The organism is Tepidibacter sp. Z1-5, assembly GCF_037844525.1.
Taxonomy (GTDB): Bacteria; Bacillota; Clostridia; order Peptostreptococcales; family Peptostreptococcaceae; genus Tepidibacter_A.
On the sequence record NZ_JBBMMD010000005.1, the window covers coordinates 37767 to 63449 of the forward strand.

Here is a 25683-nt window from a genome sequence, read left to right on the forward strand (position 1 = left end):
TTGGTGATGGTTATGCTAAAAAAAGAAATTATTCTTACGCCACAAGAGCTTAGACAAAATAAAGTAATATACAAAAAAATATGTTTTGAAAAGCCAGAATCTGCTGTAATAATAGGAAAAGTAACAGATGAGAATAGAAAACCAATAGCATACGCAGCTGTAATGGTATATATCAAAAATATGGCAGGATATGGCAGTACTATGGACTATTTAGGCTATACAAAAACAGATTTAAATGGTGTTTTTATTATATTTATAAAAAGTGTTGAGTGTGTAGACTATATCATAGCGGTTTATGAACCATTGAAAGAGTAAAGTTAACAAATTTATAAGCCTGGGCATATAGTATATTAGGACCAAAGGAAAAGGCCTAGGTCCTAATAATAAAAATAAGGAGAGCGATAATCAATGGCAACATATAGACCTAAAACGGTAGCTGTTAAGGCATCTGACATGAATAATGGGGAAAGAACAAACGCTGCTTCGGCTAGCTTATTAGACTGGAATAGATCCTTGTTTATGGGTACAGTAAGAAATGCTTCAAATTCTGCTATGACCAATGCAGCAATTCAGGTAATCAGAAGAGCATCTGCAACGGGAGCAACTGAGGCAGAATTAGGCACAGTATTCACTGATACATTAGGAGAATACGGTGTATCACTACCAACACTTACAGGAGATAAAGCATATACATTTGAAGCTTATACACCAGGAGACTAATAAAACAAATAGGGCTAATTTTATTAGCCCTATCCATATAGAGGGATTATAATGACTTATACTACTTATTATAAAAATAAGGAAACAAATAATCGTACTACTTATTATAAAAATAGGGAAACAAATAATCATACTACTTATTATAAAAATAGGGAAACAAATAATCGTACTACTTTAATAAGAGGTTGTGTGTGTTCATGGGATGGGAAGCCTATAGAAGATGCAATCATTATTTTACAAAAGTGTAATCCTTGTAAGCGTAGATATGAGTATATAGGATATGTTATAAGTGGCCATAACGGTGAGTTTTGTTTAACCATAGAGGATATATATTCATATTATAAGTTGATCATATATGATAGTAAATTAAATGAAATAGAATATAATGAAATTAAATTGTTATAGGAGGATATTATGGACGATATTAAAATTATAGAAGATAAAAAATACAAGAAGGTAAATATTCAATCTATGAAAATAGATGGAAATGATTCGGATAAGATAATAAGAGCAAAAGATGTAAAAAATAAAGACAATATAGTGATAGATATAGTGGTATCAAAAAAAGAAAATGATAAGAACAATAAAAAGTAATACACTGACCATACCAGGAAGATGTTTAAAAAAGGGTAAAACATATTGTGTAAGCATGGTGATTCAAAATAAAAATGAAATCTTAATAAGTGGAGTGATCTATAATCCAGACGGCTCTAAATCTATTGGTGCGGCAATCGAAGTAATACAGGTGAATGCAAAAAATAGTGAAAGAATTACATTAGGATATACTTTTACAGATGAATTTGGAGCATATGGATTTCTGCTAAAAGTCAATTCTTTCAGTATATATGAATTTAATGTATATAGTCCAATAAACTAATTTTTATAAAGGGATAGATTATATATGAAAAATAATATAATAATACATGAAACGAAAGATAATTATAAGACCTTTGAAATAAAAAAAGATGATAAAGAACATTATTTAGGGAATATAGAAAGTTATCAATCAGATATAGATAAACTTATTGAAAATTTTTCAGACCTTAGATTTGATTCTCTTATATTCATATTTGGATTGGATACAGGAACATATTTAGAAGAACTACAAAAAAGTATATGCGACCTAAATAAAGTTTTTATATTTGAACCAAATCTAGAAATTTGTGAAAAATACAAAGAAAATTTTAAGTTTAAAAATATAGAATTACTGCCATTTGAAGAAGAAATAGTAAAAGAAATTTTATCACAATCCATAACAACTAGAAATTATGTAAATATATATATGAGCTCCTTTGGAAATTATGAGCATGTATATAAAGATGAGTATGATAAATTTATAGAAATATTAGATTACAATTATAATAAATCCGCTACATTTAGAAATACATCCTATTGTTTTAAAGAAATACACTTAAAAAATATATTATCAAATTTAGAGCATATTAATAAATCCTCTCCTTTTGATTATTATATAAATTCAAATGAAAATATACCAGCAATAGTCGTTTCAGCAGGACCATCTTTAGATAAAAATATAAAGGATTTGCTTCGTTTTAAAGATAAGTTAGATAAATTTTTTATCATAGCAGGGAATAGAACTCTAGGTCCACTAATAAAAAATAATATAAAACCTGACTTAGTTATGTCCATAGATCCACAAGAAGTAACGTATAAAATGCTTAGTGACTATCTAGAAGAAGATATTCCTCTCGTGTTCCATGAGAAATCAAATGAAAGACTGGTAAGGGAATATAAGGGACATAAAATATATACATCACAAGGTTTGTTTAGCACAATAGAACCATTAAGAAATATGACAATTTGTTATTCGGGTGGCTCTGTTGCCCACTGCAGTGTAGATATAGCGGTACTGTTAGGATGTAACCCCATAATATTAGTGGGTCAAGATCTTGCATACACATATGAAAAAGACCATGCTCAGATTGCTAGATTACCCATAGATGATATTTCAGGGAAAAACGAAGATATCGTATTAACAGATGTATATGGGAAAGACATAAAAAGCAATAGTATATTAAAAATATATAAAAAAAATCTAGAATATTATATAAAGGCATATACAGAATATGAGGATAAATCTTTTATCAATGTATCTTATGGTGCTCATATAGAGAATACTGTTCATAAAGAACTAAAAGATGTACTTAAAGACAGTAAATATAAACAGAAAAAAAATAGTTTAGATAAAAAAATGCTTGTTGAGATAGATTATATAGCTATAAAAAAATCACTGCTAGATTATATGGATGAATATATAACTAGGTGTGAAAAAAATGTATATGTTTGTAATGATCTTATCCAAAACCCAGTTTCTGATGAAGAGGCTAGAGTAAAGTTTAAAGAAGTATTAGATACCATAGATGAATTTATAAAAGATAAAAGGAGTCTATATATAAACGGATATGTAGATATGTTTTTATTTGAAATAAAAGAAAAATACTTTAGAACCAGTGCCAAGGATTATGGTGTAATATCATCAAATTTGGTTTATCAATGTAGTGTATTTTCAATATATTTTAAAGAATTGAAGAAAATGCTTGAAGAGATAAAGAATAAAATGATAGAGAGATAAGTATAAAAACATTGCCTATTTTAATTTAGTAAAAAACAGGCAATGTTTTTATTGTTTTACAGAGAAGTTTCTAGTCATTTTACTTAATCTATACAAAAAACATGAATGATTAAGATTGGGGAGATTTCGTAACTTATGTATGTAAAATTACATAAATTAAATTATAGATACTTAAACACAACTAAAGGGTTAAAGAGGTGTTTTTATGAAGAATATCTTAGTAATTGGATACAATGGGTTTATAGGTAAGAATCTATTAGAAGGTCTTAGTAGGATGGATGGAGTAAATATACTTAAATATGAAATGGATGATACTGGAAATAAGCTAAAAGAATATGTTGAAAAAGCTGACTTTATATATCATATAGCAGAATTTAAACAGTGTAATATGGATTTAACTAAATATATAGTTGAGACTCTTAAAAAACTAGATAAGAGTACACCTATATTGATAATATCATCAATTCAATCCAATCAATATGGTGTAAGTAATAAAAAAGCAGAAAATATTATTATTGATTACAGAGAAAAAACAGGGGCAAATGTGTATATATATAGGCTTGGTAATGTATTTGGTAAATGGAGTAAACCTAACTACAATGCACCTGTTGCAACATATTGTAATAATATAAGTAAAGATTTACACATAACTATATCTAATAAAAATAGAGAGCTTGAGCTTGTCTATATAGATGATGTAGTAGATAAGTTTTTGAAGCATATATATGAATCAAGTGATTATATTTACTATAATGTCAATCCAATCTATAGAATAACTATAAAAGAACTTGTAGATAGTATATATAAAATAAGAAAGAATGCAGAGTCATTGATTATGCCGAATATGGAAAGTGACTTTATGAAAAAGCTTTATGCTACTTATATAAGCTTTTTAAAACCTAAATATTTTTCATACGAATTAAAAGAGCACAAGGATGACTGCGGGAAAGTCAGTGAATTTATAAAATCAAAGCAGTTTGGTAAGATATCAGTATCAACTACTAATCAAGGGTGCATAAGATGGAATCACTATCATAACACTAAGGCTGAGAAAATATGTGTTGTAAAGGGATCCGCATTGATAAAATTTAAAAATATAAATACAAATGAAATAATAGAGTATTATTTATCTGATGAAAAATTTGAGGCAGTAGAAATACCTGTAGGCTATACTCATAGTATAGAAAATTTATTAGATGATGAGTTAATACTGCTTATTTGGGCTAGTCAAATATGTGATTATAAAAAAAAAGATACTTATTATTGTGAGACATGAAAATAAAAAAATCGCTTTATGCTAATCAATGGCTCATGTCGCCCGGGCTCCGAATGGTATTATATATTCAAAAGTATATGATTTCTTAGTATATGAACGAAGAAGGTGGTTTAATGCCACCTTCTTTGTGTTTTATAAAGTGTAATTATATGAAGTGTAAATATTATAACTCCAGATAAAGTAAATCCATATATAAAGCCGTATATATTTATAGAACTAATAGGTAGTAAGAAGTATATACAAAATAGTTGAACGGATAATCCGATTATATTATTGATAGTAGCATTGTATTCTTTTTCAATAGAATGAAGAATACTTGATAGAGTGTGATTTAATACCATAAAGAAAGTACTTATAGAAATTGCTTTTAAGTATATTCCTGCAAGTTCGCTATTAAATATTAACATACATATTTTCTCACCAAAGAAAAAGTATATTAAGCTTGAAGAAAATCCTATGCATGAAGTTAAAAATATAGAAAAAAATATTTTTTTATTTATTAAGCTGTAGTTTTTATGTGGCATTTCTTGAGAAATACTTGGAATCAAGTTTACAACTAATGCTGATGTTAAAGTAAAAGGTAAAAATAAAAAAGGAAATACCATACCGGTAATAGTTCCGTAAAGAGACATAGATTGCAAATGAGAGAGACCACTAAGTTCTAGTCTGCTAGGTATTAATATAGAACTAATAGACTGAATTACCACTGCAAAAACTCTATTAAATGTTATAGGAAGAGCCATTTTAGTTATGTTATTAATGCTATTTTTAAAGTCATTAAGTGTAATAGAGTAACTATTGGATAGCGTAGGCTCAAAAAACAAGTTTATTATTATAAATAATATATTTGCTATTTCTCCAACTGATATACCTATTAATGCTATAAGAGGATATATAGATTTATTTTTTGTAAATGAAAATAGTATAACTACAAATAGTACTCTGCTTAGTTGTTCTAATATTTGACCTATTGCCGGTATTTGAACTTTTTTTATACCATAATAATAGTTTCTTAGTATATTTGATACTGTAATTAATGATATAGCTGGTAGTATACATATTATCAACATTTGAGAATCATCAGAATGTATTAACTTAAATCCTATAAATTTTGAATTAAAAAATACTATTAATGATATTAGTATAGAGATAAAAAAAGACAGATACACTGTAGAAATAAAAAGTGAATTAATATTATGTTTATTATTCATTTTATTTTCTTTTGAAATAAGGCTATTTAGAGCAACTGGTATTCCTGTTGTTGTTAAGCACACACAAAGCATCAAAAAATGAAAAATCATATGAAAAATACCTAAACCATTCGCACCTATTTGTTTTGATAAAAATATTTTATATAAAAAGCCTATTATTCTAACTATAAAGTTTGATAAAAAAAGTATAGTTGTTGAATATATAAGATTTGGAATTTTCAACATATCACCTCCTTTTCAAATATATTCTTTAGATCTGTTTTTTATAACTTAGTAATAAAAAAAGCAATCGAAATGATTGCTTTTTTATAGTTCATCTTCAAAATCATCTAAAAATTCATCTTCTTTTTTATCGCAACGGGGCTCATCATGCTCAGGCTGAATTTCTTTCTTATCGCAACGGGGCTCATCATGCTCAGGCTGAATTTCTTTCTTATCTAAATGGGGCTCATCATGCTCATGTTCAATAATTAAGTCTCTAACGTTTACATTATTAAACCATACTTTAACTACATAGTTTTTATTAGGAGAAAGAGGACCAAATAGAAATTCTCCGTACTCATCTGTAAAAGCATAAGTTAAAGATTTTAAACTACGAGGTGGAGAAACTATTTCGAATAATTCAACAACAGCATCTTTTACTATTTTATCTTTAGAATCTTTTACTATTCCATGAATTATACCTCTTTTTTCTTCTCCTACTTTTATTACAGCGTCTATTTGTTCATTTTCTGTAGGGTTAAATCCAAATTTAACTAATCTAGCTCCCATATAATATAAAACCTCCTTAAATTAAACTCAAAATAATAATATTATTACTTTGTTTAAAATATGAATAAAAGTGGAATAAAAAATAATATATTAACTAATACAAAAATTATTAGTATTTATAAAGCTCCATGAATATAAATATATTAATAGTAAGTAGTTATGGGGGGGGATAAAATGTGACTACAAAAAAAAATAAATATTTAGTAAATATAAGCTTAAATAAATATATTTTTTATTTAGAGAGTAATGTATTATATGTAGAAATTATAAAAGATAACAATAAAAACAATAAAAAAGTTTTAGGAGATAATATAAAAGATTTTTCTGTAGCGCTTGATAACTTAGGTGTAATTCACATAGTGTGTATTGATTTTTGGGGAAAATTAATTCATTTCATAAATAAAAAGAATAGTTTTAAAAAAGAAGTAGTAGCTAATTTAAATGTAAATCTAAATGAATTTAAAAATATGAAATTATATGTTAATAAGGATATTTTAAATATACTAGTATTAGTATCTAATAAAGTTGAGAGTAAAATATGGAATTTAATCCATTATTCAATAAAAGAAAATAGACTTAAAAGCTATAAAATATGTGAATCAAATGATAAATATGTATCTTTTAAAACTGATTCTGATAAAAAAGGAAATATTCATTTGCTTTATAGATTAAATGATAATGATAAAAATCAAATTTTTTATAGAATGTTTAACTGTGAATATAATAGATGGAGTATTCGTGAGAGGTTAAGTTTTAGAAATGTAGATGCTGCTGATATGAGTATTTTATGTGATACAAATAATTTTCTTGACATAATATTTTCTAGTAAACAAAAACAAGATATTAGCTTTAGTTATTACAGAAAAAAAATAAATGAAAATTTAATTTCAAACTGGGAAAAATTAAAAATGCCTCAAAAAATAAAGGGATATTTTAATAATCAATTTTTAATTCAATTAGACGATTGTATTAAGTTGTTTTGGAAAGAAAATAATAAATTCTACTTTACTTCTACTAAAATTGGAGAAAGTTCATGGAGTGATATCAATTTAATTCAAATAAAAGAAGAAGATAATTTAAATCCTATTGTATATATTGGAACTGAATATAATAATTACAGTATTTTAAAAATGCCTCTAGGGTACTCAATCAATAAATATAAGAATTATCTAATAGGAGTAGATGAGATAATATATGAGAAAACAAAAAAATATATAAATGCAAATAATTATGTAAAACCATATAAAAAGATTAATTTAGAAAGTGCTGTAAGCTTAGAAGAAATAAGCATAAAATCTAGTTTACAAAACTATAGTGAGGATATAAAAAATTACTTTGAAAGAAAAAGTGAAATATCAGAGCTACTACAAGATAATTTTAAAGAAAATAAAAGAGAAGTTAAAGATGAAATGTTAGATTTACATTATGAAATCAAAAGTTTAAGAGAAAAGGAAAGATTAGCATTGAAAGTATTTTCAGAAATCAAAGATACTTATAATGATTTGAATAAAAAAATTAATGATTTATTGGATGATGGTAATATTGAAACTAATGTTAATAAAAAAAGTAAATTAAAGGTATTTGAAAAAATAATAAATCATTTTAAAAAAAATAATTAAAAAATATATGATCCGGGGGGATATTTATGATAATAAATAAAAGTGATTATAACCTTATAGATAGAAAGAATGAAGGTATATGGAATTTTTATATAAAAGATAATTCAATTTATTATAAAATAATTAACCAAGATATATGTAAAGAAGAAACAATACTTATAGATAATATAAAAAATTATGATATTAATATAGATAGTGAAAATAATATACATTTGATATGTGTAACATACAGTGGTGAATTTTGTTACTTCACTTATTCAAATAATGAATGGAAAAAAACTATTATAGAAGAATATGATCCTGAATTAAATAGTATTGATTATCTAGATATAATAATTATAGATAAAATAATTCATGTGTTTTATTCTTTTAGAAATGTTATAAATAAAAATTTATTAAACATAATTCATTATATTTATGATGATAAATGGAAAGTTAATTATCTAGAACAAATTTCACTATCAAACAATACAACTAATCCATATTTTGTTGACTATCATCCAAATGGAGATATATTTTTATTATTCAAAGAAGAAAAAGAAACGTATTTAAGAATTTTTAATTTATCATCTAGAACTTGGAAAGAATCACAAAAAATTAAATGTAGTATTGATGATGCAGATGTAATAAACTTTTTTATAGATAATAAGTATAATATAAACTTAATTTATAAAAATAATGCAACTACAATACATGCAGTTAATAATTCAGGAGATATATCAAATTACGATAAATGGAGCAAAAATATACTAGTTGAAGAAATAGAAGACATCAATTTCAGTATATTTGAAGTTGATACAAAATTATATATTATATGGAGAAATGAAGAGTTTTTATATTGTAAATACTCTGATGATTTTGGGATAAGCTGGATGAAAGAGCGAAAATTTAAATACGATAATATTTACAGTATTTGCTATAAAGGAAATGAATATAAAGATACAAAACTTTTAGAATACATTAATACTTTTGGGAATATTAAGGATAATGAAATATCTTTAGTAGGTATAGATGATAATATATTATTTTGTACAGAAATATTAGAAGAACCTATAGAAGAAAACGAAAATTTAGAAAGTAATAGAAATAACTCATATGATGAACAAATAATACAAAAAAATGATAGTGAAGAATATATTAAAGAAGATTCACTAACAATTGTAGATGATGTTAATTTTTTTAGATCTAATATAAAAGAAGAGTCAGTTAGTCAAAAAAATAATGAAACATTTTTCCAAAAATTAGGTAAATACTTTTAATAAGAAAAAAGAAGGCTGAATGCCTTCTTTTTTTAATCACAAGGATTACAACTGCAATCACATATTTCTTTTCTATCTACTTGTCTAGGGAATAAATCTGGAAAATCTACACCACATAATCCTGATTGTTCTTCTGGTTCGCAGAACCCTGTAGATAATACACATAGTTGAACAGGAACTTTAATTTTCTTTTCACATTTTATACATATAACTAGAGCAGCATATACTTGTATATGTCCATCAACTACTGATAAGCTTCTTATTCCAGCTGGAAGAATAACTTTACATAATGCAGCACAAAATTCTGCTAAAGATGGTGGAAAAGCTGCATTTGTTGAAGGAATACATAATTGTGCAAATCCAGTTAGAGATTTGTCTAACATGACATCGAATGTAGAAGTGAATTCTTTAGAATCTCCACTTGCAAATATTGCTTTACCACAAATTGTTATTCTAACAAATCCACAAACTTCTATGTCTTGCTCTATAATTATTGGAGTACCTACATGACGTCTACGTTCATCACATTCAGAAGTATCTATAAAAGATAAATTAAGCTGTTCTATTCCACCTGGTCCAGGTATAGGAGGTGGAAATTCTGTTACTCCATTTACAGATATTGTTTTAGGTATAACTTTTAGTCCTTTACTAGAGCAAGATACAGATACATCATCAAAACCTACTATTCCTTCAGTTGGAAAGCCTGGGTCAAATCTTTCTGATATTACTAAATCTAATTCTTTTTTTACTACTTTTGAATCATAAACTTTTTCTACAAATATACATTCTGCAGTTATTTTTTGTGGATCGTAACATTCTGGAGTACAGCATGATGCACTAGCTTTACAACAACCGCCTACAGATCTTGTATCAACATCATTACTATATATTTTTTTATCGTCATGAGTTCCACATGTCATAATATTCTTACCTCCTTTATATTAACAATAAGAATCTGAATAAGTACTATTCTAATTTCAGTATATGCAGTTATATGCATAAGGTTACATTATTTACTATAACAATTACTATCTTTGTTATTAGTATATGAAAATTGAAAACGAACTGTTCTATATGTGCTATATATTATATTAAAATCATATATTTTAATATAATAGTATTAATTAAGGTGGGGTGGATATGGGATTTATAAACTACAGTGAAACATTAATAAGAAACTCACATGGTGATATACTAAATTTTTATGTTAAGAATAAAAAATTATTTTTAAGAAAATTTAAATCTGAAATTGGATGGAGTAGTTCTGATGAAATAATAGATAATGTAATTTATGATAAATTAAGTATTGAAATTGATAAAGAAGATAAAATATACGGAGTTGCTATTACGGAAAGTGGAGAAGTATTATATATTCATACAGATAAAGATAATAACATTAAATTAAGTAAATTATTTGATTATGATTATAAAAAATATTTATTAATATATCCTTATATAAATAAGTGGGGTTCAAATCTGCACATAATTTACTATCTTCAAGATGTAAGAAATAATAAATATTGGGCAATATATAGTCATTACTTTAACGGAGAAAAATGGATACAAAATAATGTGGATTTTGTTTTGTCTTACCCTATTGTAAATCCATTTGAAGTTATATTTAATGAAAATAATTTAAATATTTTTTATATAAATATGATTAATGGGGTTGAGCAGATATTTTTAAGTAAGTTTAATAATTTAAATAAATCATGGGATAAACCTATTCAAATAACTAATACAAATAATAAGAAATTATATTTGAGTGTTTTAAATGAAAGAGATAATTATAATATTACATGGTCTGAGTTTGTCAATGATAATTTAGTAATAAAATATACTAATGGTTATTTTAATGAAGATATATTTAATATATCTAATATGATAAATATATCAGAGCTATCTAACTGCTCTTTTCCTACATTTGTAAAAACAGGGGATGTATTGTGGGTTGTATGGACTCAAATGAATAATCTATACAGCTCATATTCTTTTGATAATGGAAAGACTTGGAGTGATCCTGAAATGGATTATCAGAGTGTAAAGAATAAATTTATTATATATAAATTTAGAACAAATAATATCGAAGATTTGAATCAATTCAAATTGAACACTACTTTTGGAACAAATAAAATGTCTTTTATTGGATTTAAAAATATTAAAAAAAGCTGATGGATTATCCATCAGCTTTTTTATTTTAATTAGTAAATACAAGATGGGCAAGCTGCAATTGCAGAAATGTCTTTTTCATTTATAGCGTAGGTAGGAGTATTAGTACCAGCGATATCAACTTTAACTAATTGAAGTGTATAGGTACAGCATTTTCCAGCAGGATCATCACAGCATGGACGATCAAGGCATTCACAGAAAGTAACTGTAAAAGTATCTTCTGTTGTTAAAGTATCTTCGTCTGTTATTAATACATCATCAGTAGTAGATCTTTCATATGTCCAAAGACGTAATGATTCTTCATCTTCGTTTTTACATTTTCTTACAAGTCTAAATGTTAAAACTATACTAGAAGGAGTTTCGGTACTTGCACAACCAACAAGCACAGACTTAATTAATGAAGAATATTCTATTTTAACACGAGGTTTATATAATCTTGTTGTATCTATAGTAACTTCAGCTAGTGGGATAGGTGTATCTGGTGTAGCAGGTCTAAGTGCATCAAGTGTTGGAGGTAGACTTCTAAAAATTTCTTTTCCACATTCTAATATTGCGCCACAATCTTTCGTTTTGTGATGATCGTGGTGGTGATAATCGCAGTGATCATATTTCTTCTTATCATAACAATTACAATCATCTTTTTTATAAGTATTACAATATGTTGACATAAACAAAATCCCCCTTTATTTATATTGGCTTTCTAATTTATATTAGAAACCTAATATATTTTATGATAGAAGAAGGTATAGTGTGATAAAGTTAAACTATTATCTTCTTCTTAGTAAAATATACTCTAGTTAGTAAGGGTATATTCTACTCTTCTCCTAACAATATATTCTAATTTACAAATAAGGTTACATATATTATAAAAATATTTATTTTTAAAATGTATGCAATAATACTTGCAAAATAATGCTTAATAAGTAGGAAAAGCACAATAAAAGTGAATGAAAAAAATACGAGTTATTCAATTGACAAACAAATGAATGAATGATATAATAAAATTGCAAGAAGGGATAGATCAAAGGAGGGGTATTAATGAGAGAATTAAGTAATACTGCAAATATTAACGTTGTTGACATAGATAAAATTGAAAAAGAAAATAGAAAATGTAGAGTAATAACTTGTATACACTGCGTAGGAGATAGATGTACGAATGATACTTGTGAGATGTATGAAAGATCATTAATTCAAGAAGCGTAGATTATATTTAAAAGTCCCATTATAGGGGCTTTTTTTTGTTGGCTAGATACAAGTTGTATGATTGCATAAAATAAGCAGGTTTATGTGCTTAATCCAAAATGAAGGGTATTTTTATAGATAGTTTAGATAACCCACAGAACCTAAGAAAAAAGCATAAAAAAGACCTAGATTTCATTTGTACAAAATCTAGATAGTTAACAATTTTTTTAAGAAATTATGTTATAATAAAACTGGTGATATATATGACAAAATACGAGTTCGATATAGTTACAAATAATATTCCTAAGTATGTTCAGGTATATAGGAATATTAAAGAAATGATAGAAAATGAAAAGGTTACAAAGAATGAAAAATTACCACCGATAAGGAAAATTTCAAACTTACTTGGTGTTAATACATCTACTATAGTAAAGGCATATGAACTATTAGAAAATGAGGGATATATATATAAAATAGTAGGAAGTGGAAGCTACGTAACAGATATTAAAAACTATAATAAGACATCTTCAATTATAGATGATAAAATAATAGGATTTGATCTTGGTAATCCATCTACAGATATATTTCCTATTGAGAATTTTAAAAAAGCTATAAATATGGCTCTTCAAAATGAAGGACCGTCTTTATTTGAATATGATGAAGGTCTTGGGTATCTAGCTCTTAGAAATTCTATATGCGATTATTTAAAGAGTTTAAATATATATACAGATTCATCTACAATACAAATAATATCTGGTGCACAGCAAGGGATAGATATTATTTGTAAAACACTTATTAACTACGGTGATGTTATATTTTGTGAGGAACCTACGTACAGTGGAGCTTTGGAAATATTTAAAAACAAGGGTGCAAAAGTTATGCAGGTTCCATTATTGAATGATGGAATGGATATTGGTATTCTAAAGTTAAAATTAGAAAAAATAAGGCCTAAACTATTATATGTTATGCCAAATTATCAAAATCCAACTGGAATATCATATTCTAAGCAGAAAAAGAAGAAGCTTATAGAACTTGCAAATGAATATGATTTTTATATATTAGAAGACGATTTTTTAAGTGATTTTAAATTTTATTCAGAAGATAATAATACATTAAGATCATATGACGATTCTAATAGGGTTATATATATTAAGAGTTTTTCAAAAATATTAATGCCAGGACTTAGAATTGGTTTTATGGATATACCTATAGGAATTTTAAATAAGGTAATATGGGCTAAATATTCAAGTGATATAGTAACATCAAGTCTAGTTCAAAAGTCATTGTATTATTATATGAAGTATTATGACTTCAAAAATCATTTGAAAAATGTAGAACAAACGTATAAAATAAGATTTGATAGTATGATTAATTCAATCGAAATGAGGTTATCTTCTAGAATAGAATTCAATAAGCCAACAGGAGGAATTAACTTTTTTATGTCTCTTCCAAAAGGATACTCTTCTATTGATTTTAGGAACTATTTGATACCATATGGGGTTTCTATTATGCCTGGAAACTATTTCTTCGATAATCCTATAGAAGATAGTTTTTTTAGGATCAATATAGCATCTACAAATTGTGAACAAATAGAAAAAGGAATACGTATAATAGATGAAAATTTAGATGGATTTTTATTAAAGTATAAAAACAATGTTGACTTTAAAAATAGTAGGATGTTCTTTAAATAATACATGCGACAGTATGAAGCGAATTTTTTAAGAAAGAGGTGTTTATATGTTATCTAAGGAAAAGATAGATAGAATAAATTATTTAGCAAAGAAAGCAAAGGTAGAAGGCTTAAATGAAGAAGAAAAAAAAGAACAACAAGATTTAAGAAAAGAATATATAGAAAATTTCAGAAAAGATTTTAGGGAAAAATTAGAGTGTATAGAAGTTGTAGATTAGTATATTAAGGGGGATATTTATGGCTGAAAAAAAATATGTTATTTTTAAACTTAACAATGAAGAATATGGAGTTGACATAATGAAGGTTAAAGAAGTCAGCGAAGTTAAGGAACGTGTTAAGGTTCCAAATACTCCTGATTTTGTAGATGGAATTATAAATATAAGGGGAGATGTAACTCCTATAATCAATTTAAAAAAGAGGTTCAATTTAACTGAGGATATAAACTTATGTGAACTATCTAGAATAATTGTAGTTAATATAGACGGTAAAATGATTGGATTTTTAGTAGATGATGCTTCTCATGTAATATCTATTGAGGATACTGATATAGAACCAGCTCCAGAAGTAATATCAGGAGATGATAGAGCTTATATTGAAGGTATTGGAAAAGTTGATTCAAGAATGATAATAATATTAAATCTTGAAGAAGTCCTAGATGAAAGAGAAAAAAATAGTATAAGTAGTATTGAATTTTAGTTCGAAAATAAAAGATTGTCATATGACAATCTTTTATTTTGTATATAGTGAAATTGATAAATACGTTAAATTTTATATGAATATCAGGTGAACAGGTGTTATATTTCTTTAAAATATAGTATAATAAAATGTAATGTCGAAAAATGAAAAAAAGAGGTAAATTATTGTGAATGAAGAAGAAATGGTCGTTAATTTTAATGAAGTATTTAACAAAGTCATAGATACTATAAAAGATAGCCAAAATGAAGTTTTGTCTATGTATGAAAGTGTACATAATGAGTGTGAAAAAATGAGAATAGATTTAGAAAACTTTAGGATAAGAGTTAAGTTTTTAATAGATGAAGTTGAATATTTGGAAAAAGAGGAAAAAAAGAGTAAGCAAAGATTAGCGTCTATAAGTCAAAATTTCCATAATCAAACAGAAGAGAAAATAAGACAGGCATATGAGGATGCTAAGAGTATACAGGTAAAACTTACGTTGAAAAGAGAAGAAGAAAAAAATATAATAAAAAGTAGAAATAATCTTGAGATAAGACTTAAGAAAATGAATGATATATTAAAAAAAGGCGAAATATATATGTCTAAGATGAAATCTGTTGTTGATTTTCTAATGGGAGATTTAGAAAATGTATCTCAGAAAATGACCTCGTTAGAGAGTAAAGCTCAGATTGGAATGAAGATAATAAAGTCACAAGAGGAAGAGAGAAGAAGAATAGTTAGAGATATTCACGATGGACCAGCACAGAGCATGGCTTCTTTAGTAATAAAGTCTGAAATAATAAATAGACTTTTAGATAAAGATATAGAATTATCTAGAGAGGAACTTAAAAATACAAAGAAAATTCTTAGGACTACACTTAGAGATTTAAGAAGAATTATGTATGATTTAAGTCCAACTTCATTAGATGATTTAGGTTTGATACCTACAATACAAAGAGCTATATCTGATATAGAATACGAAAATGATATAAATATAGATTTGATTGTAATTAATGATACAAAAATAATGCATCCTTTGGTTAGGATAACTACATTTAGAGTTATACAAGAATCTTTGAATAATGTATGCAAGCACTCTAAAGCTTCTAATGTCAAAATCAAACTGGATATAAATGAAAAAAGAGTAGCTGGTATTGTTGAAGATAATGGTATAGGATTTAATATGGATTGTGATAATATTATAAAAGGATCGTTGGGAATAGGATTTATGATGGAAAGAGCATCTTTATTAGATGGTCAATTAAAAATAGATAGTAAAATAGGGGAAGGAACTAAGATTATATTTGCTTTTCCTAATAAGGAGGTAAATGATGAAGCATAATATAAAGGTTATGATAGTGGATGATCATTCTCTTATGAGAGAGGGGCTTGCAAAAATATTGGAGCTTGAAGATGAGATAACTATTGTAGCAAAGGCTTGTGATGGATATGAAGCTATAGAATATTATAGAAAAAAAGATATAGACATAGTACTGTTGGATATTAATATGCCTAATATGAATGGTATAGAAACTTTAAGAAAATTAAAGGATATGGACCCATCTACCAAGGTTATAATGTTGACTATATATGATGAAAGAGAATATCTTATAGAAACTTTGAATCTGGGAGCTAATGGATATATGCTTAAAGATTCAGAATCATCAAGTTTAGTTTCTGCAATAATAAATGTATATAATGGGGGAAGTTATGTTCATCCAAATCTTGCTGGAGAATTATTAAGAGAGATAAACAAAAGAAAAGATAGAAATGCAGTTAAGGAAGGGCTAGATAGCTTGACTAAGAGAGAATATGAGGTACTATCACTTATTGCTGAAGGTCTTAGTAATAAGGAAATTTCGGAAAGACTTTACATAAGTGAGAAGACTGTAAAAAATCATGTTTCTAGTATATTGAGAAAAATTGAGGTGTCTGATAGAACTCAAGCAGCTATATATGCATATAAAAATAACATAAAAAAATTATAAATAAATCGTATCAACAGATACGATTTTTTATAATGAATAGGAAATACTAAAAAATATAGAATAATGAATGAAAATACTAAAGATTTGATGAATTGAGATTTTCCAAAAACAACCTGCAAAATATGATATAATAAAAATAATATGTTAAAATTATACTATACGGAAGGTGGTAAATATGAATTTAACTCATGAATTTAAAAATGCATGGAAAAATTTAAAAGATGGAGATATGGATGCTCTAATGTCTTATTCTAAGGAGTATATGGACTTTTTAGACAATGGAAAGACTGAAAGAAGATGTGTGGATTATATAATTAAGAAGGCAAAGGAGCAAGGATATATTTCGTTAGAAGAAGCTTTAGAAAATAATAATATTAAAGCAGGTTCTAAAATATATGCAAATAACAAGGATAAAGGGGTAGCATTATTTGTAGTAGGACAAAATGATATAGAAAAAGGTATGAAGATAGTTGGATCTCACATAGATTCACCAAGACTAGATTTAAAACCATTTCCACTTTATGAAGATGGTAATTTAGCTCTTTTAAAGACTCATTACTATGGAGGAATTAAAAAGTATCAATGGACATCTATTCCTTTAAGTATGCATGGTGTTGTTTATACTAAGGATGGAAATAAGGTTGATGTTAACATAGGTGATGATGAAAATGATCCAATAGTATACATAAGTGATCTTTTAATACATTTAGCTAAGGATCAAATGGGTAAAAAACTTGCTGAAGGTATTACAGGTGAGGGTCTTAATGTTTTAATAGGCCATATACCTTTAAAGGATGAAGAAAAGGATGCTGTTAAGAAGAGTGTGTTAAAATTATTAAATGAGAAATATCAAATGACAGAAGAAGATTTTTTAACTGCTGAAATTGAAATAGTTCCTGCTGGAAAGGCAAGAGATGTAGGTCTTGATAGATCTATGATTGCAGCTTACGGACACGATGATAGAGTTTGTACATTTGCAGGACTTAAAGGTATTTTTGAAGTAGAAAATCCTGAGTATACAGCTGTTGGATTATTTGTAGATAAAGAAGAAGTTGGTTCTATGGGTAATACAGGAATGCAATCTAGATTCTTTGAAAATACAGTTGCCGAAATTATAAACGCTCAAGGAGATTATAATGATTTGAAATTAAGAAGAGCCTTAGGTAATTCAAAGGTATTATCTGCAGATGTTACTTGTGGTTTTGATCCAAACTTCCCAGATGTTGTTGATAAGAGAAATGCAGCATTTATAGGACATGGTGTAGTTGTATCTAAATACACTGGAGCTAGAGGGAAATCTGGTTGTAATGATGCAAATGCAGAATTTTTATCTGAAATAAGAAAGACTTTTGATGGAAATGATGTTACATGGCAAGTAGGAGAACTTGGAAAGGTAGATCAAGGTGGAGGCGGAACTATAGCCTACATACTAGCAAATTATGGAGCAGAAGTTGTAGATTGTGGAGTTGCTCTTTTAAGTATGCATGCACCTATGGAACTTGCAAGTAAAGTGGATTGCTATGAGACTTTCAAGGCTTATAGAGGATTTTTAAAGTAGTTTTTAAAAGCGATTAGTAAGTGAATTTGTATGGTTAAGCGAAAAATGAAGATTATTGAAATAACGCTACTTAGTCAATATTTTAATAAAACTAAAGATTGTGCCTTATTAAATATCCTAAAACTTCTTAAACTCTCTTACGGTCAGACAAAGAAGTTTTTTAACGGATATTTAAACGGCGCAATCTAAGGTTTATAGTAAAATATTAACAGAAAAGTAGCTAACATTTCAATAATCTTCATTTTTTAGTTTGGTTGTTTAGATTTTGAGTAGATTCAAGAAAAAGTATTTTAAAGAGTTGAAGATTTTTTTCTTTTACAGTGAATATGGTGTTATTTAGTAATAGGAACCAAACTAAAAATATGTCTATGAAAATGTTAGCGACTGCTTTTAGATATTTTGACTAAGTAAACTTAGCTTTTGTCGTTGAATAATCTGTTAAGAAATTTACGTGTCTGACCGTAGGGAGTTCGGAAATTTTAAGATTATTCATAAGACAGAGGGTTAGTTTGCTTCAAAATATCGTTGCACGAGCGTTATTTCCATAGATATATTTTTGATAACCTACATGAAATCAAAGAAAGTATGCATTTGAAATATTTAAAATTAAGTGAATTTTTTATTCGAAAAAATTCTTGATATGATCTATAAATTTTTCTTCTAAAGGTGTATTTATTCTTTTTTTAGAATATATAAAATAAAATTTTCTTTGAAGATTCAATTCTTTTATCTTATAGGCTTTAAGTGATTTGGAACTTATATCATTTACTATAGACTTATTAGATACAATAGAAAGACCTATTCCTTTTTTCACCATCTCTTTAGTTGCTTCGTTGCTTTCTACATGTGCTATTACATTAAAATAATCTAATGGAAGATTATTTTTTTTAAGTTCATTTACTATAACCTTTCTAGTTCCTGAACCTTCTTTTCTCATTATAAGGTTTTTGTTTTTAAGAGAAGAAATACTCACATATGAATCATCATCTATAATATTATAATCATAAGGAGCTATTAAAACGAGCTCATCTTTTATTAGATCTATATATTGTATTTGTGAGTTTGGAATTTTTGAACCTACAAATCCGAAGTTTACTTTTTCATTTAATATTTCATCGATTGCATCATATGAATCATGATGAGTTATAGTGAATTTCACATCAGGAAAATCGTTTATAAAAGATTTTAAAATGTCTGGGAGTATATATGTTTCAGGAATAGAACTTGAGGTTATATCTATAATACCCTCTATTTTTCCCTCGTACTCTTTTAAATTGAATAGTGCTTTTTTTCTTGAATTTAGTATTTCAAGGGCATGAGAATAAAGAATTTCTCCCGGTTCAGTTAAAGATATATTTTTGTTATTTCTGTTTATTAAAATAGTTTCCAGCTCTTTTTCGAGATTTTGAATATGGGTAGTTATAGTAGGTTGTGTTAAAAATAGTTCTTTGGCAGCTTTTGAGAAACTTTTATGTTTTGCTATTTCAATAAATGTTTCGAGTTGCTTAAAATCCATAGTATCTACTCCTTTTATTAAATTATAAGTAAATTATAACATATAGTTATAATATGTTGTTAAATAACATATAGATTCTCAAGCCTTAAAATAAAGGAGTATATGAGGATGTATTGGATGCGTTAGCATAAAACGAATTTTTGGAATATGAGAGGTGATTAGATGGATAAAAATGAGATATCTAACCTTTTAAAAAAGCCTGAGGGTGCAAAGCTTGATTATAAATTAAAAATAAACTTGAATACTCAAGCTGAAAAAAAAGAATTGGCTAAAGATATACTAGCAATTGCTAATACATACGGAGGAAGGGGTTATATAATATTTGGAATTGAGGATAAAACAAAGAATGTAATAGGTATTCAAAAGGATTCTTATGCAGAGGAAAAAATACAGCAGATACTATCAAATAGAATAGATCCTCCAGTGAGTATAAAAATGGAGTATGAAGAGTATGAGGGAAAAATATTAGGAATACTGGTAATATTTAAAAGTAACCAAAAGCCTCATCAATTAAGACAAAATGGAAGCTTTTATATAAGAAGGGGATCTACTACTGATATAGCTAGAAGGCATGAAGTTGCAAGTATGTTTGAGGAAAGTGGTATTATAAATACGGAAATGATGCCTGTTGTTGAAAGTGATATAAGTGAAATAGATGAAAAGATAGTTCGTGCATATTGTAAAAAGATAAATATTAATGAAGATATATCTATAGAACTATTAGAAAATCTAGGGATATGCATAAAGATGGAAGATGGGAATTATGTGACTACATTAGGAGGATTATTGGTTTTTGGAAATCATCCTCAAAAACATATAACAAGTTCATCTATAAGGGTTATAGATAATTTGGATAAAGAGGCTACTACTAAAATATTTCATGGGAATATAATATATATGTTAAATGAGGTCGAATATTATCTTGGGAATGTTTTAAAAAACTATAATTACCCTATAGAGGGTCTTTATGAATGCATTAGAAATAGCTTGGTGCATAGAGATTATTATGATTTAACAAGGGAGATAGTTATATATTTGGGAAAAGACAAAGTTGAGGTAAATAATCCAGGGGTACTTATTAGAGGAGACAGTATAAATACTATAGTAAAAGAAAATAATCCATCTAGAAGAAATGATTGGATATATCAAAGGTTATTAATTCTGGATGATAAGATGAGGTTTTTAGGAAGTGGAATGGGTTTTAATAGAATAAAGAATTCTTTTGAGAAAAAAGGAAGTGTTAAATTTATAAATGTAACTAAAAGAAATTTATTTAGAGCTATTCTACCTGGGGTTAGGTAGATGGATATGGGAATAAAAAAAAGATAGGTATATACCTATCTTTTTTTGATTGGTGCCCGAGGCGAGACTCGAACTCGCAAAACCACGATTTTGAGTCGCGTACGTATGCCAATTCCATCACTCGGGCAAAAAACCTTACAAATAAATATTAACATATATAATAAAAAAAATCAACATATTTAAAAAAATATATGATTTAGTTGATAGTTTAGTTCTTTAATCAAGGTCAGCTACAAGTTTAAATTTATATAATTTCCTTGTGATTAAAGCATATAATAATGATATAATAAGGGGAAACTTAATTCAGGTGGAGTTTGACTTCATCTGAATTATTTATGTTATTTTTGAATATGGAGTGTGAGAAACGTGAATAAAAAACTTGTTATAATAGATGGAAACTCTTTGATGAATAGGGCATTTTATGCTCTGCCAGATCTTATGAATAAAGAAGGATTACATACTAATGCAATATATGGATTTACTACTATGCTATTTAAGATAATAGATGAATATAAACCAACACATATGAGTGTTGCATTTGATCTTAAAGCACCTACGTTTAGACATAAACAGTATGAAGATTATAAAGCTGGAAGAAAAAAGATGCCTGATGAATTAAGAGTTCAGGTTGAACCACTAAAAGAACTTTTAGATGCATTTAAGATACATAGGCTTGAAATGGAAGGCTTTGAAGCTGATGATATAATTGGAACGGTATCTAAAAAAGCAGAAGAAGATGATTTTGAGGTTATTATAGTTACAGGAGACAAGGATGCTATACAACTTGCATCTTATAAGACTAAGATACTTATAACTAAAAAAGGTATAACGGAACTTGAAATTTATGATTATGATGAAGTTTTAAAAAGATATGAGTTAACTCCAGATCAATTTATAGATCTTAAAGGACTTATGGGAGATAAGTCTGATAATATACCAGGAGTACCTGGAATAGGAGAAAAAACAGGAATTAAGCTTTTAAAGGAATTTGAAACAATTGAAAATTTAGTTCAAAATACAGACAAGCTAAAGGGAAGTGTAAAGAAAAAAATAGAGGAAAATATAGACACAGCTCTTATGAGTAAGCGTCTTGCCACAATAGTAAGAGATATGCCTATTGATATGGATGTAGATGAACTAAAACTTGAAAATTATGATGAACAAAGGATAATAAAGCTTTTCAATACTTTTGGGTTCAATAGTTTAATTAAAAGAATAAGCATGAACAAAGAGGTAGTGGAAGAAAATGATATAGAGTCTGTACTAATAAACGATGATAATATAGATTTTGTTATAGATGAAATAAAGAACAAAAAATATATGTTCTTAAAGACTGTTACAAAACAAGGAAATATATTAGATAAAAATATTATATATATGTTTATAGGCTTAGAGCAAGATAAGGTATATTATATAAACGAAGAAAGATTTATCTTAAAATTAAAAGATGTATTAGAATCAGAAGATATAGAAAAATACGGTTATAAATTAAAGGAAGAATATATTGCTCTTAGAAGTTATGATATAGATATCAAAAATATGAAGTTTGATATTGTAATAGGAGAATATTTAATAGATGCTACAAGTTCTAATTACTTACACGATAATTTAGCAGCCAAATATATGGGAAAAAATATAAATAGTGAGGAAGAACTGTTAGGAAAGGGTAAGAAGGCCAAAAAATTTGAAGAATTAGAAGAAGATATTTTGGTTAGATATTTTAATACTTTAATCGAAGTTGTTATAGGTATAAAAAATGAGATGGAAAAAACTATAGATAAATATGAGATGCAAGAACTTTTTTATGATATAGAAATGCCACTTATTGAAGTTTTAGGATATATGGAGTATGAAGGATTCAAGGTTGATATTGAAAAGTTAGAACAGCTTAAGGAAGAATATTCAATTATAATTAAGACTTTAGAAAAAGATATATACGACATGGCTGGGGCAGAATTTAATATAAATTCACCTAAGCAACTTGGAGTTATACTGTTTGAAAAATTAGAACTTCCTGTAATCAAAAAGACTAAAACTGGATATTCAACTAACGCTGAAGTTCTTGAAAAATTAAGACCTGAACATGAGATAATAGACAAGATATCTGAATATAGACAGATTGTTAAGTTACAATCTACTTATGTAGACGGACTGTTAAATATAATAAATCAAAAGAGCAAGAGAATTCATTCATCTTTTAATCAAACTATAACTACTACGGGAAGAATATCATCTACTGAGCCTAATCTTCAAAATATTCCTGTAAGGCTTGAAATGGGAAGGAATTTAAGAAAGGTATTTATACCAAATGAAGGATATAGACTGGTTGATGCAGATTACTCTCAAATAGAACTTAGAGTACTTGCTCACATAAGTGATGATCAGAATTTGATAAATGCATTTAAAAGTGGAGAAGATATTCATACAAGTACTGCAGCAAAGGTGTTTGGTGTTGATATAAAAGATGTTGATAGTGAAATGAGAAGTGCTGCAAAGGCTGTTAACTTTGGGATAGTATACGGAATTAGTGATTTTGGATTAGCTAAAAATTTAAATATACCAGCTAAAAAAGCTAAAGAATATATAGATAATTACTTTGATAAATATCCTAATATAAAAAAATATATGGATGATATAGTAGAAAAGGCTAAAGCTGATGGGTATGTAAGTACTATTCTTAACAGAAGAAGATACATTCCTGAGATGAATTCTAAGAACTTTATAGTTAAAAACTTAGGAAAAAGATTAGCGATGAATACACCTATACAGGGAAGTGCTGCTGATGTTATAAAGATTGCAATGGTGAATGTGTATAAGAAGCTTAAAGAAGAAAATTTAAAATCAAAGCTTATTCTACAAGTGCACGATGAACTTATAATAGAGGCATTAGAAGATGAAATAGATGAAGTTGAAAAAATTCTGAAAAATGAAATGGAAAACGCTGTAAATATGAAGGTTAGATTAAGTATAGACCTTAATACAGGGAACTCATGGTATGAAACGAAGTAGGTGAGAATATGATAGTAATAGGTCTTACAGGGTCAATAGGAAGTGGGAAAAGTACGGTTTCTAATATTTTAAAGAAAAAGAATATGGACATAATAGATGCAGATGAAATTTCGAGAAAAATATTTGATGATAAAAAAGCTCTTGATGTGCTTGTTGAACATTTTGGAAGTGAAATACTTAATTCTGATAATGTGTTAGATAGAAAAAAATTAGGAAGTATTGTTTTCTCCGATGAAGATAAGCTTAAAAAACTAAATTCTATAACTCATCCTATAATAATAAACAATATAAAAGACGGTATAGACAAATTCAATAAACAAGGGAAAAAAATTGTGATATTAGATGCGCCTCTTTTAATAGAGGCAAATCTATTAGATTTAGTAGATATGGTACTTCTTGTTATGTGCAATGAAAATGTACAGATTAAAAGAATCATAAAAAGAGATAATATAAGCAAAGAGGATGCTATATTGAGAATTAGATCACAGATGAGTGTAGAAGATAAGAAAAAGTATGCTGATTATATAATAGATAATTCATATAATCAGGATAAGCTTGAAGCAGATGTAGAAAAATTTTGCAATTATGTGGAGGAAACGTGTTTTGATTAAAAAGAAGTATTTTATTATTTATGCTATTATACTTATTGCTGGCTTAACATTTGGAGTAGATAGATGTTTAAAAATAGTATATCCCATACATTATGAAGAGTATGTAATGAAATATTCTAAGGAATACAATATAGATCCGTATCTAGTATTTTCTATAATAAAGGCTGAAAGTAAATTTTTTCCTTATGCAGAGTCTAATAGGGAGGCTAAAGGTCTTATGCAAATATCAAATATTACTCAGCAGTGGGCTAAGGATGAACTTCAAATGGGAGATATAAATATATTTAATCCAGAGACTAACGTTCAAATAGGATGCTGGTATATAAGTAAGTTATTTAAGCAATTTGATGATAAGGACTTGGTAATAGCGGCATATAATGGTGGATCTGGCAATGTAGATAAATGGTTAAAAGATCAAAGGTATAGTGAAAATGGAATAAACTTAAATAAAATACCTTTTAAAGAAACTAGTGATTATGTGAATAAGGTAAATAAATATTACAAAAGATACAAAGCTATTTATGAGAAATGAGG

General features: G+C 27.0%; 26 protein-coding genes and 1 tRNA gene. 21 read left to right on the plus strand and 6 right to left on the minus strand.

The annotated features are described in order from the left end of the window. Positions 1-6: 6 nt before the first annotated feature. The 7 genes from WJW32_RS01465 (at position 7) to WJW32_RS01495 (ending at position 4589) form a co-directional block, all read left to right on the plus strand. Positions 7-315 carry a hypothetical protein gene (locus WJW32_RS01465; protein WP_340253934.1) on the plus strand — a complete coding sequence of 103 codons (309 nt, stop codon included), beginning with the start codon at positions 7-9 and terminating at the stop codon, positions 313-315. 93 nt (positions 316-408) lie between these two features. Next, positions 409-720 (plus strand): hypothetical protein, encoded by a 312-nt coding sequence (locus WJW32_RS01470; protein ID WP_340253937.1) that lies wholly within the window; start codon positions 409-411, stop codon positions 718-720. 51 nt (positions 721-771) lie between these two features. Further along, positions 772-1125, plus strand: coding sequence for a hypothetical protein (locus WJW32_RS01475; protein ID WP_340253940.1), 354 nt, complete (start codon positions 772-774; stop codon positions 1123-1125). Between the two features lie 9 nt (positions 1126-1134). Beyond that, positions 1135-1314, plus strand: coding sequence for a hypothetical protein (locus WJW32_RS01480; RefSeq protein WP_340253943.1), 180 nt, complete (start codon positions 1135-1137; stop codon positions 1312-1314). 58 nt (positions 1315-1372) lie between these two features. Continuing rightward, positions 1373-1597 carry a hypothetical protein gene (locus WJW32_RS01485; protein WP_340253946.1) on the plus strand — a complete coding sequence of 75 codons (225 nt, stop codon included), beginning with the start codon at positions 1373-1375 and terminating at the stop codon, positions 1595-1597. Positions 1598-1621: 24 nt separating this feature from the next. Further along, positions 1622-3313 carry a motility associated factor glycosyltransferase family protein gene (locus WJW32_RS01490; protein WP_340253949.1) on the plus strand — a complete coding sequence of 564 codons (1692 nt, stop codon included), beginning with the start codon at positions 1622-1624 and terminating at the stop codon, positions 3311-3313. 205 nt (positions 3314-3518) lie between these two features. Next, entirely contained in the window at positions 3519-4589 is a 1071-nt protein-coding gene (locus WJW32_RS01495) for a polysaccharide biosynthesis C-terminal domain-containing protein (RefSeq protein WP_340253952.1), read from the plus strand. A 110-nt stretch (positions 4590-4699) separates the two neighbouring features. On the opposite strand, the gene WJW32_RS01500 is transcribed toward WJW32_RS01495, so the two are convergent. Continuing rightward, the gene (locus WJW32_RS01500; protein WP_340253955.1) at positions 4700-6025 is read right to left on the minus strand and encodes an oligosaccharide flippase family protein; all 1326 of its coding nucleotides are present in this window, start codon (positions 6023-6025) and stop codon (positions 4700-4702) included. 81 nt (positions 6026-6106) lie between these two features. Next, complete coding sequence (locus WJW32_RS01505; RefSeq protein WP_340253958.1) at positions 6107-6571, minus strand: carboxypeptidase-like regulatory domain-containing protein; 465 nt, start codon at positions 6569-6571, stop codon at positions 6107-6109. Positions 6572-6747: 176 nt separating this feature from the next. Here WJW32_RS01505 and WJW32_RS01510 point away from each other — a divergent pair, with 176 nt between their 5' ends. Both WJW32_RS01510 and WJW32_RS01515 read left to right on the plus strand, forming a co-directional pair. Then, positions 6748-8190: a hypothetical protein gene (locus WJW32_RS01510; RefSeq protein ID WP_340253961.1), complete on the plus strand. Its 1443-nt coding sequence runs from the start codon at positions 6748-6750 to the stop codon at positions 8188-8190. Between the two features lie 26 nt (positions 8191-8216). Then, positions 8217-9449 carry a hypothetical protein gene (locus tag WJW32_RS01515; protein WP_340253964.1) on the plus strand — a complete coding sequence of 411 codons (1233 nt, stop codon included), beginning with the start codon at positions 8217-8219 and terminating at the stop codon, positions 9447-9449. A 32-nt stretch (positions 9450-9481) separates the two neighbouring features. Here WJW32_RS01515 and WJW32_RS01520 read toward each other — a convergent pair whose 3' ends face one another. Next, positions 9482-10369 carry a hypothetical protein gene (locus WJW32_RS01520; RefSeq protein WP_340253968.1) on the minus strand — a complete coding sequence of 296 codons (888 nt, stop codon included), beginning with the start codon at positions 10367-10369 and terminating at the stop codon, positions 9482-9484. 220 nt (positions 10370-10589) lie between these two features. On the opposite strand from WJW32_RS01520, the gene WJW32_RS01525 reads away from it, so the two are divergent. After that, positions 10590-11621: a hypothetical protein gene (locus WJW32_RS01525; RefSeq protein WP_340253971.1), complete on the plus strand. Its 1032-nt coding sequence runs from the start codon at positions 10590-10592 to the stop codon at positions 11619-11621. Between the two features lie 29 nt (positions 11622-11650). On the opposite strand, the gene WJW32_RS01530 is transcribed toward WJW32_RS01525, so the two are convergent. Further along, positions 11651-12286, minus strand: a complete 636-nt coding sequence (locus WJW32_RS01530; protein WP_340253974.1) for a DUF4489 domain-containing protein — start codon at positions 12284-12286, stop codon at positions 11651-11653. A 370-nt stretch (positions 12287-12656) separates the two neighbouring features. On the opposite strand from WJW32_RS01530, the gene WJW32_RS01535 reads away from it, so the two are divergent. The 7 genes from WJW32_RS01535 (at position 12657) to WJW32_RS01565 (ending at position 18711) form a co-directional block, all read left to right on the plus strand. Then, entirely contained in the window at positions 12657-12821 is a 165-nt protein-coding gene (locus tag WJW32_RS01535) for a hypothetical protein (RefSeq protein WP_340253977.1), read from the plus strand. A 242-nt stretch (positions 12822-13063) separates the two neighbouring features. Beyond that, complete coding sequence (pdxR, locus tag WJW32_RS01540) at positions 13064-14491, plus strand: MocR-like pyridoxine biosynthesis transcription factor PdxR (RefSeq protein WP_340253980.1); 1428 nt, start codon at positions 13064-13066, stop codon at positions 14489-14491. 46 nt (positions 14492-14537) lie between these two features. After that, positions 14538-14708, plus strand: coding sequence for a DUF896 domain-containing protein (locus WJW32_RS01545; RefSeq protein ID WP_340253983.1), 171 nt, complete (start codon positions 14538-14540; stop codon positions 14706-14708). A 19-nt stretch (positions 14709-14727) separates the two neighbouring features. After that, complete coding sequence (locus WJW32_RS01550) at positions 14728-15186, plus strand: chemotaxis protein CheW (protein ID WP_340253986.1); 459 nt, start codon at positions 14728-14730, stop codon at positions 15184-15186. A 166-nt stretch (positions 15187-15352) separates the two neighbouring features. Then, positions 15353-16507 carry a sensor histidine kinase gene (locus WJW32_RS01555; RefSeq protein WP_340253989.1) on the plus strand — a complete coding sequence of 385 codons (1155 nt, stop codon included), beginning with the start codon at positions 15353-15355 and terminating at the stop codon, positions 16505-16507. Further along, complete coding sequence (locus WJW32_RS01560) at positions 16497-17153, plus strand: response regulator (protein ID WP_340253992.1); 657 nt, start codon at positions 16497-16499, stop codon at positions 17151-17153. The genes WJW32_RS01555 and WJW32_RS01560 overlap by 11 nt, the downstream gene beginning before the upstream one ends. A 175-nt stretch (positions 17154-17328) precedes the next feature. Further along, positions 17329-18711, plus strand: a complete 1383-nt coding sequence (locus WJW32_RS01565) for an aminopeptidase (RefSeq protein ID WP_340253995.1) — start codon at positions 17329-17331, stop codon at positions 18709-18711. A 619-nt stretch (positions 18712-19330) separates the two neighbouring features. Here the strand turns inward: WJW32_RS01565 and WJW32_RS01570 are convergent. Continuing rightward, positions 19331-20227, minus strand: coding sequence for a selenium metabolism-associated LysR family transcriptional regulator (locus tag WJW32_RS01570; protein ID WP_340253998.1), 897 nt, complete (start codon positions 20225-20227; stop codon positions 19331-19333). Between the two features lie 162 nt (positions 20228-20389). Between WJW32_RS01570 and WJW32_RS01575 the strand changes: the two genes are divergently transcribed. After that, complete coding sequence (locus WJW32_RS01575) at positions 20390-21529, plus strand: RNA-binding domain-containing protein (protein ID WP_340254001.1); 1140 nt, start codon at positions 20390-20392, stop codon at positions 21527-21529. A gap of 50 nt (positions 21530-21579) precedes the next feature. On the opposite strand, the gene WJW32_RS01580 is transcribed toward WJW32_RS01575, so the two are convergent. Then, a tRNA-Leu gene (locus WJW32_RS01580) sits at positions 21580-21656 on the minus strand. A 239-nt stretch (positions 21657-21895) separates the two neighbouring features. Here WJW32_RS01580 and polA point away from each other — a divergent pair. Genes polA through WJW32_RS01595 form a run of 3 tightly spaced genes read left to right on the plus strand, consistent with a single transcriptional unit; the run spans position 21896 to position 25681 of the window. Then, entirely contained in the window at positions 21896-24538 is a 2643-nt protein-coding gene (gene polA, locus WJW32_RS01585) for a DNA polymerase I (protein ID WP_340254004.1), read from the plus strand. A gap of 8 nt (positions 24539-24546) precedes the next feature. Then, positions 24547-25149, plus strand: coding sequence for a dephospho-CoA kinase (gene coaE / locus WJW32_RS01590; protein ID WP_340254007.1), 603 nt, complete (start codon positions 24547-24549; stop codon positions 25147-25149). Then, on the plus strand, positions 25142-25681 hold the full coding sequence (locus WJW32_RS01595) for a lytic transglycosylase domain-containing protein (RefSeq protein ID WP_340254010.1): 540 nt from the start codon (positions 25142-25144) through the stop codon (positions 25679-25681). Before coaE ends, WJW32_RS01595 begins: the two co-directional genes overlap by 8 nt. The last annotated feature ends 2 nt before the right edge of the window (positions 25682-25683 follow it).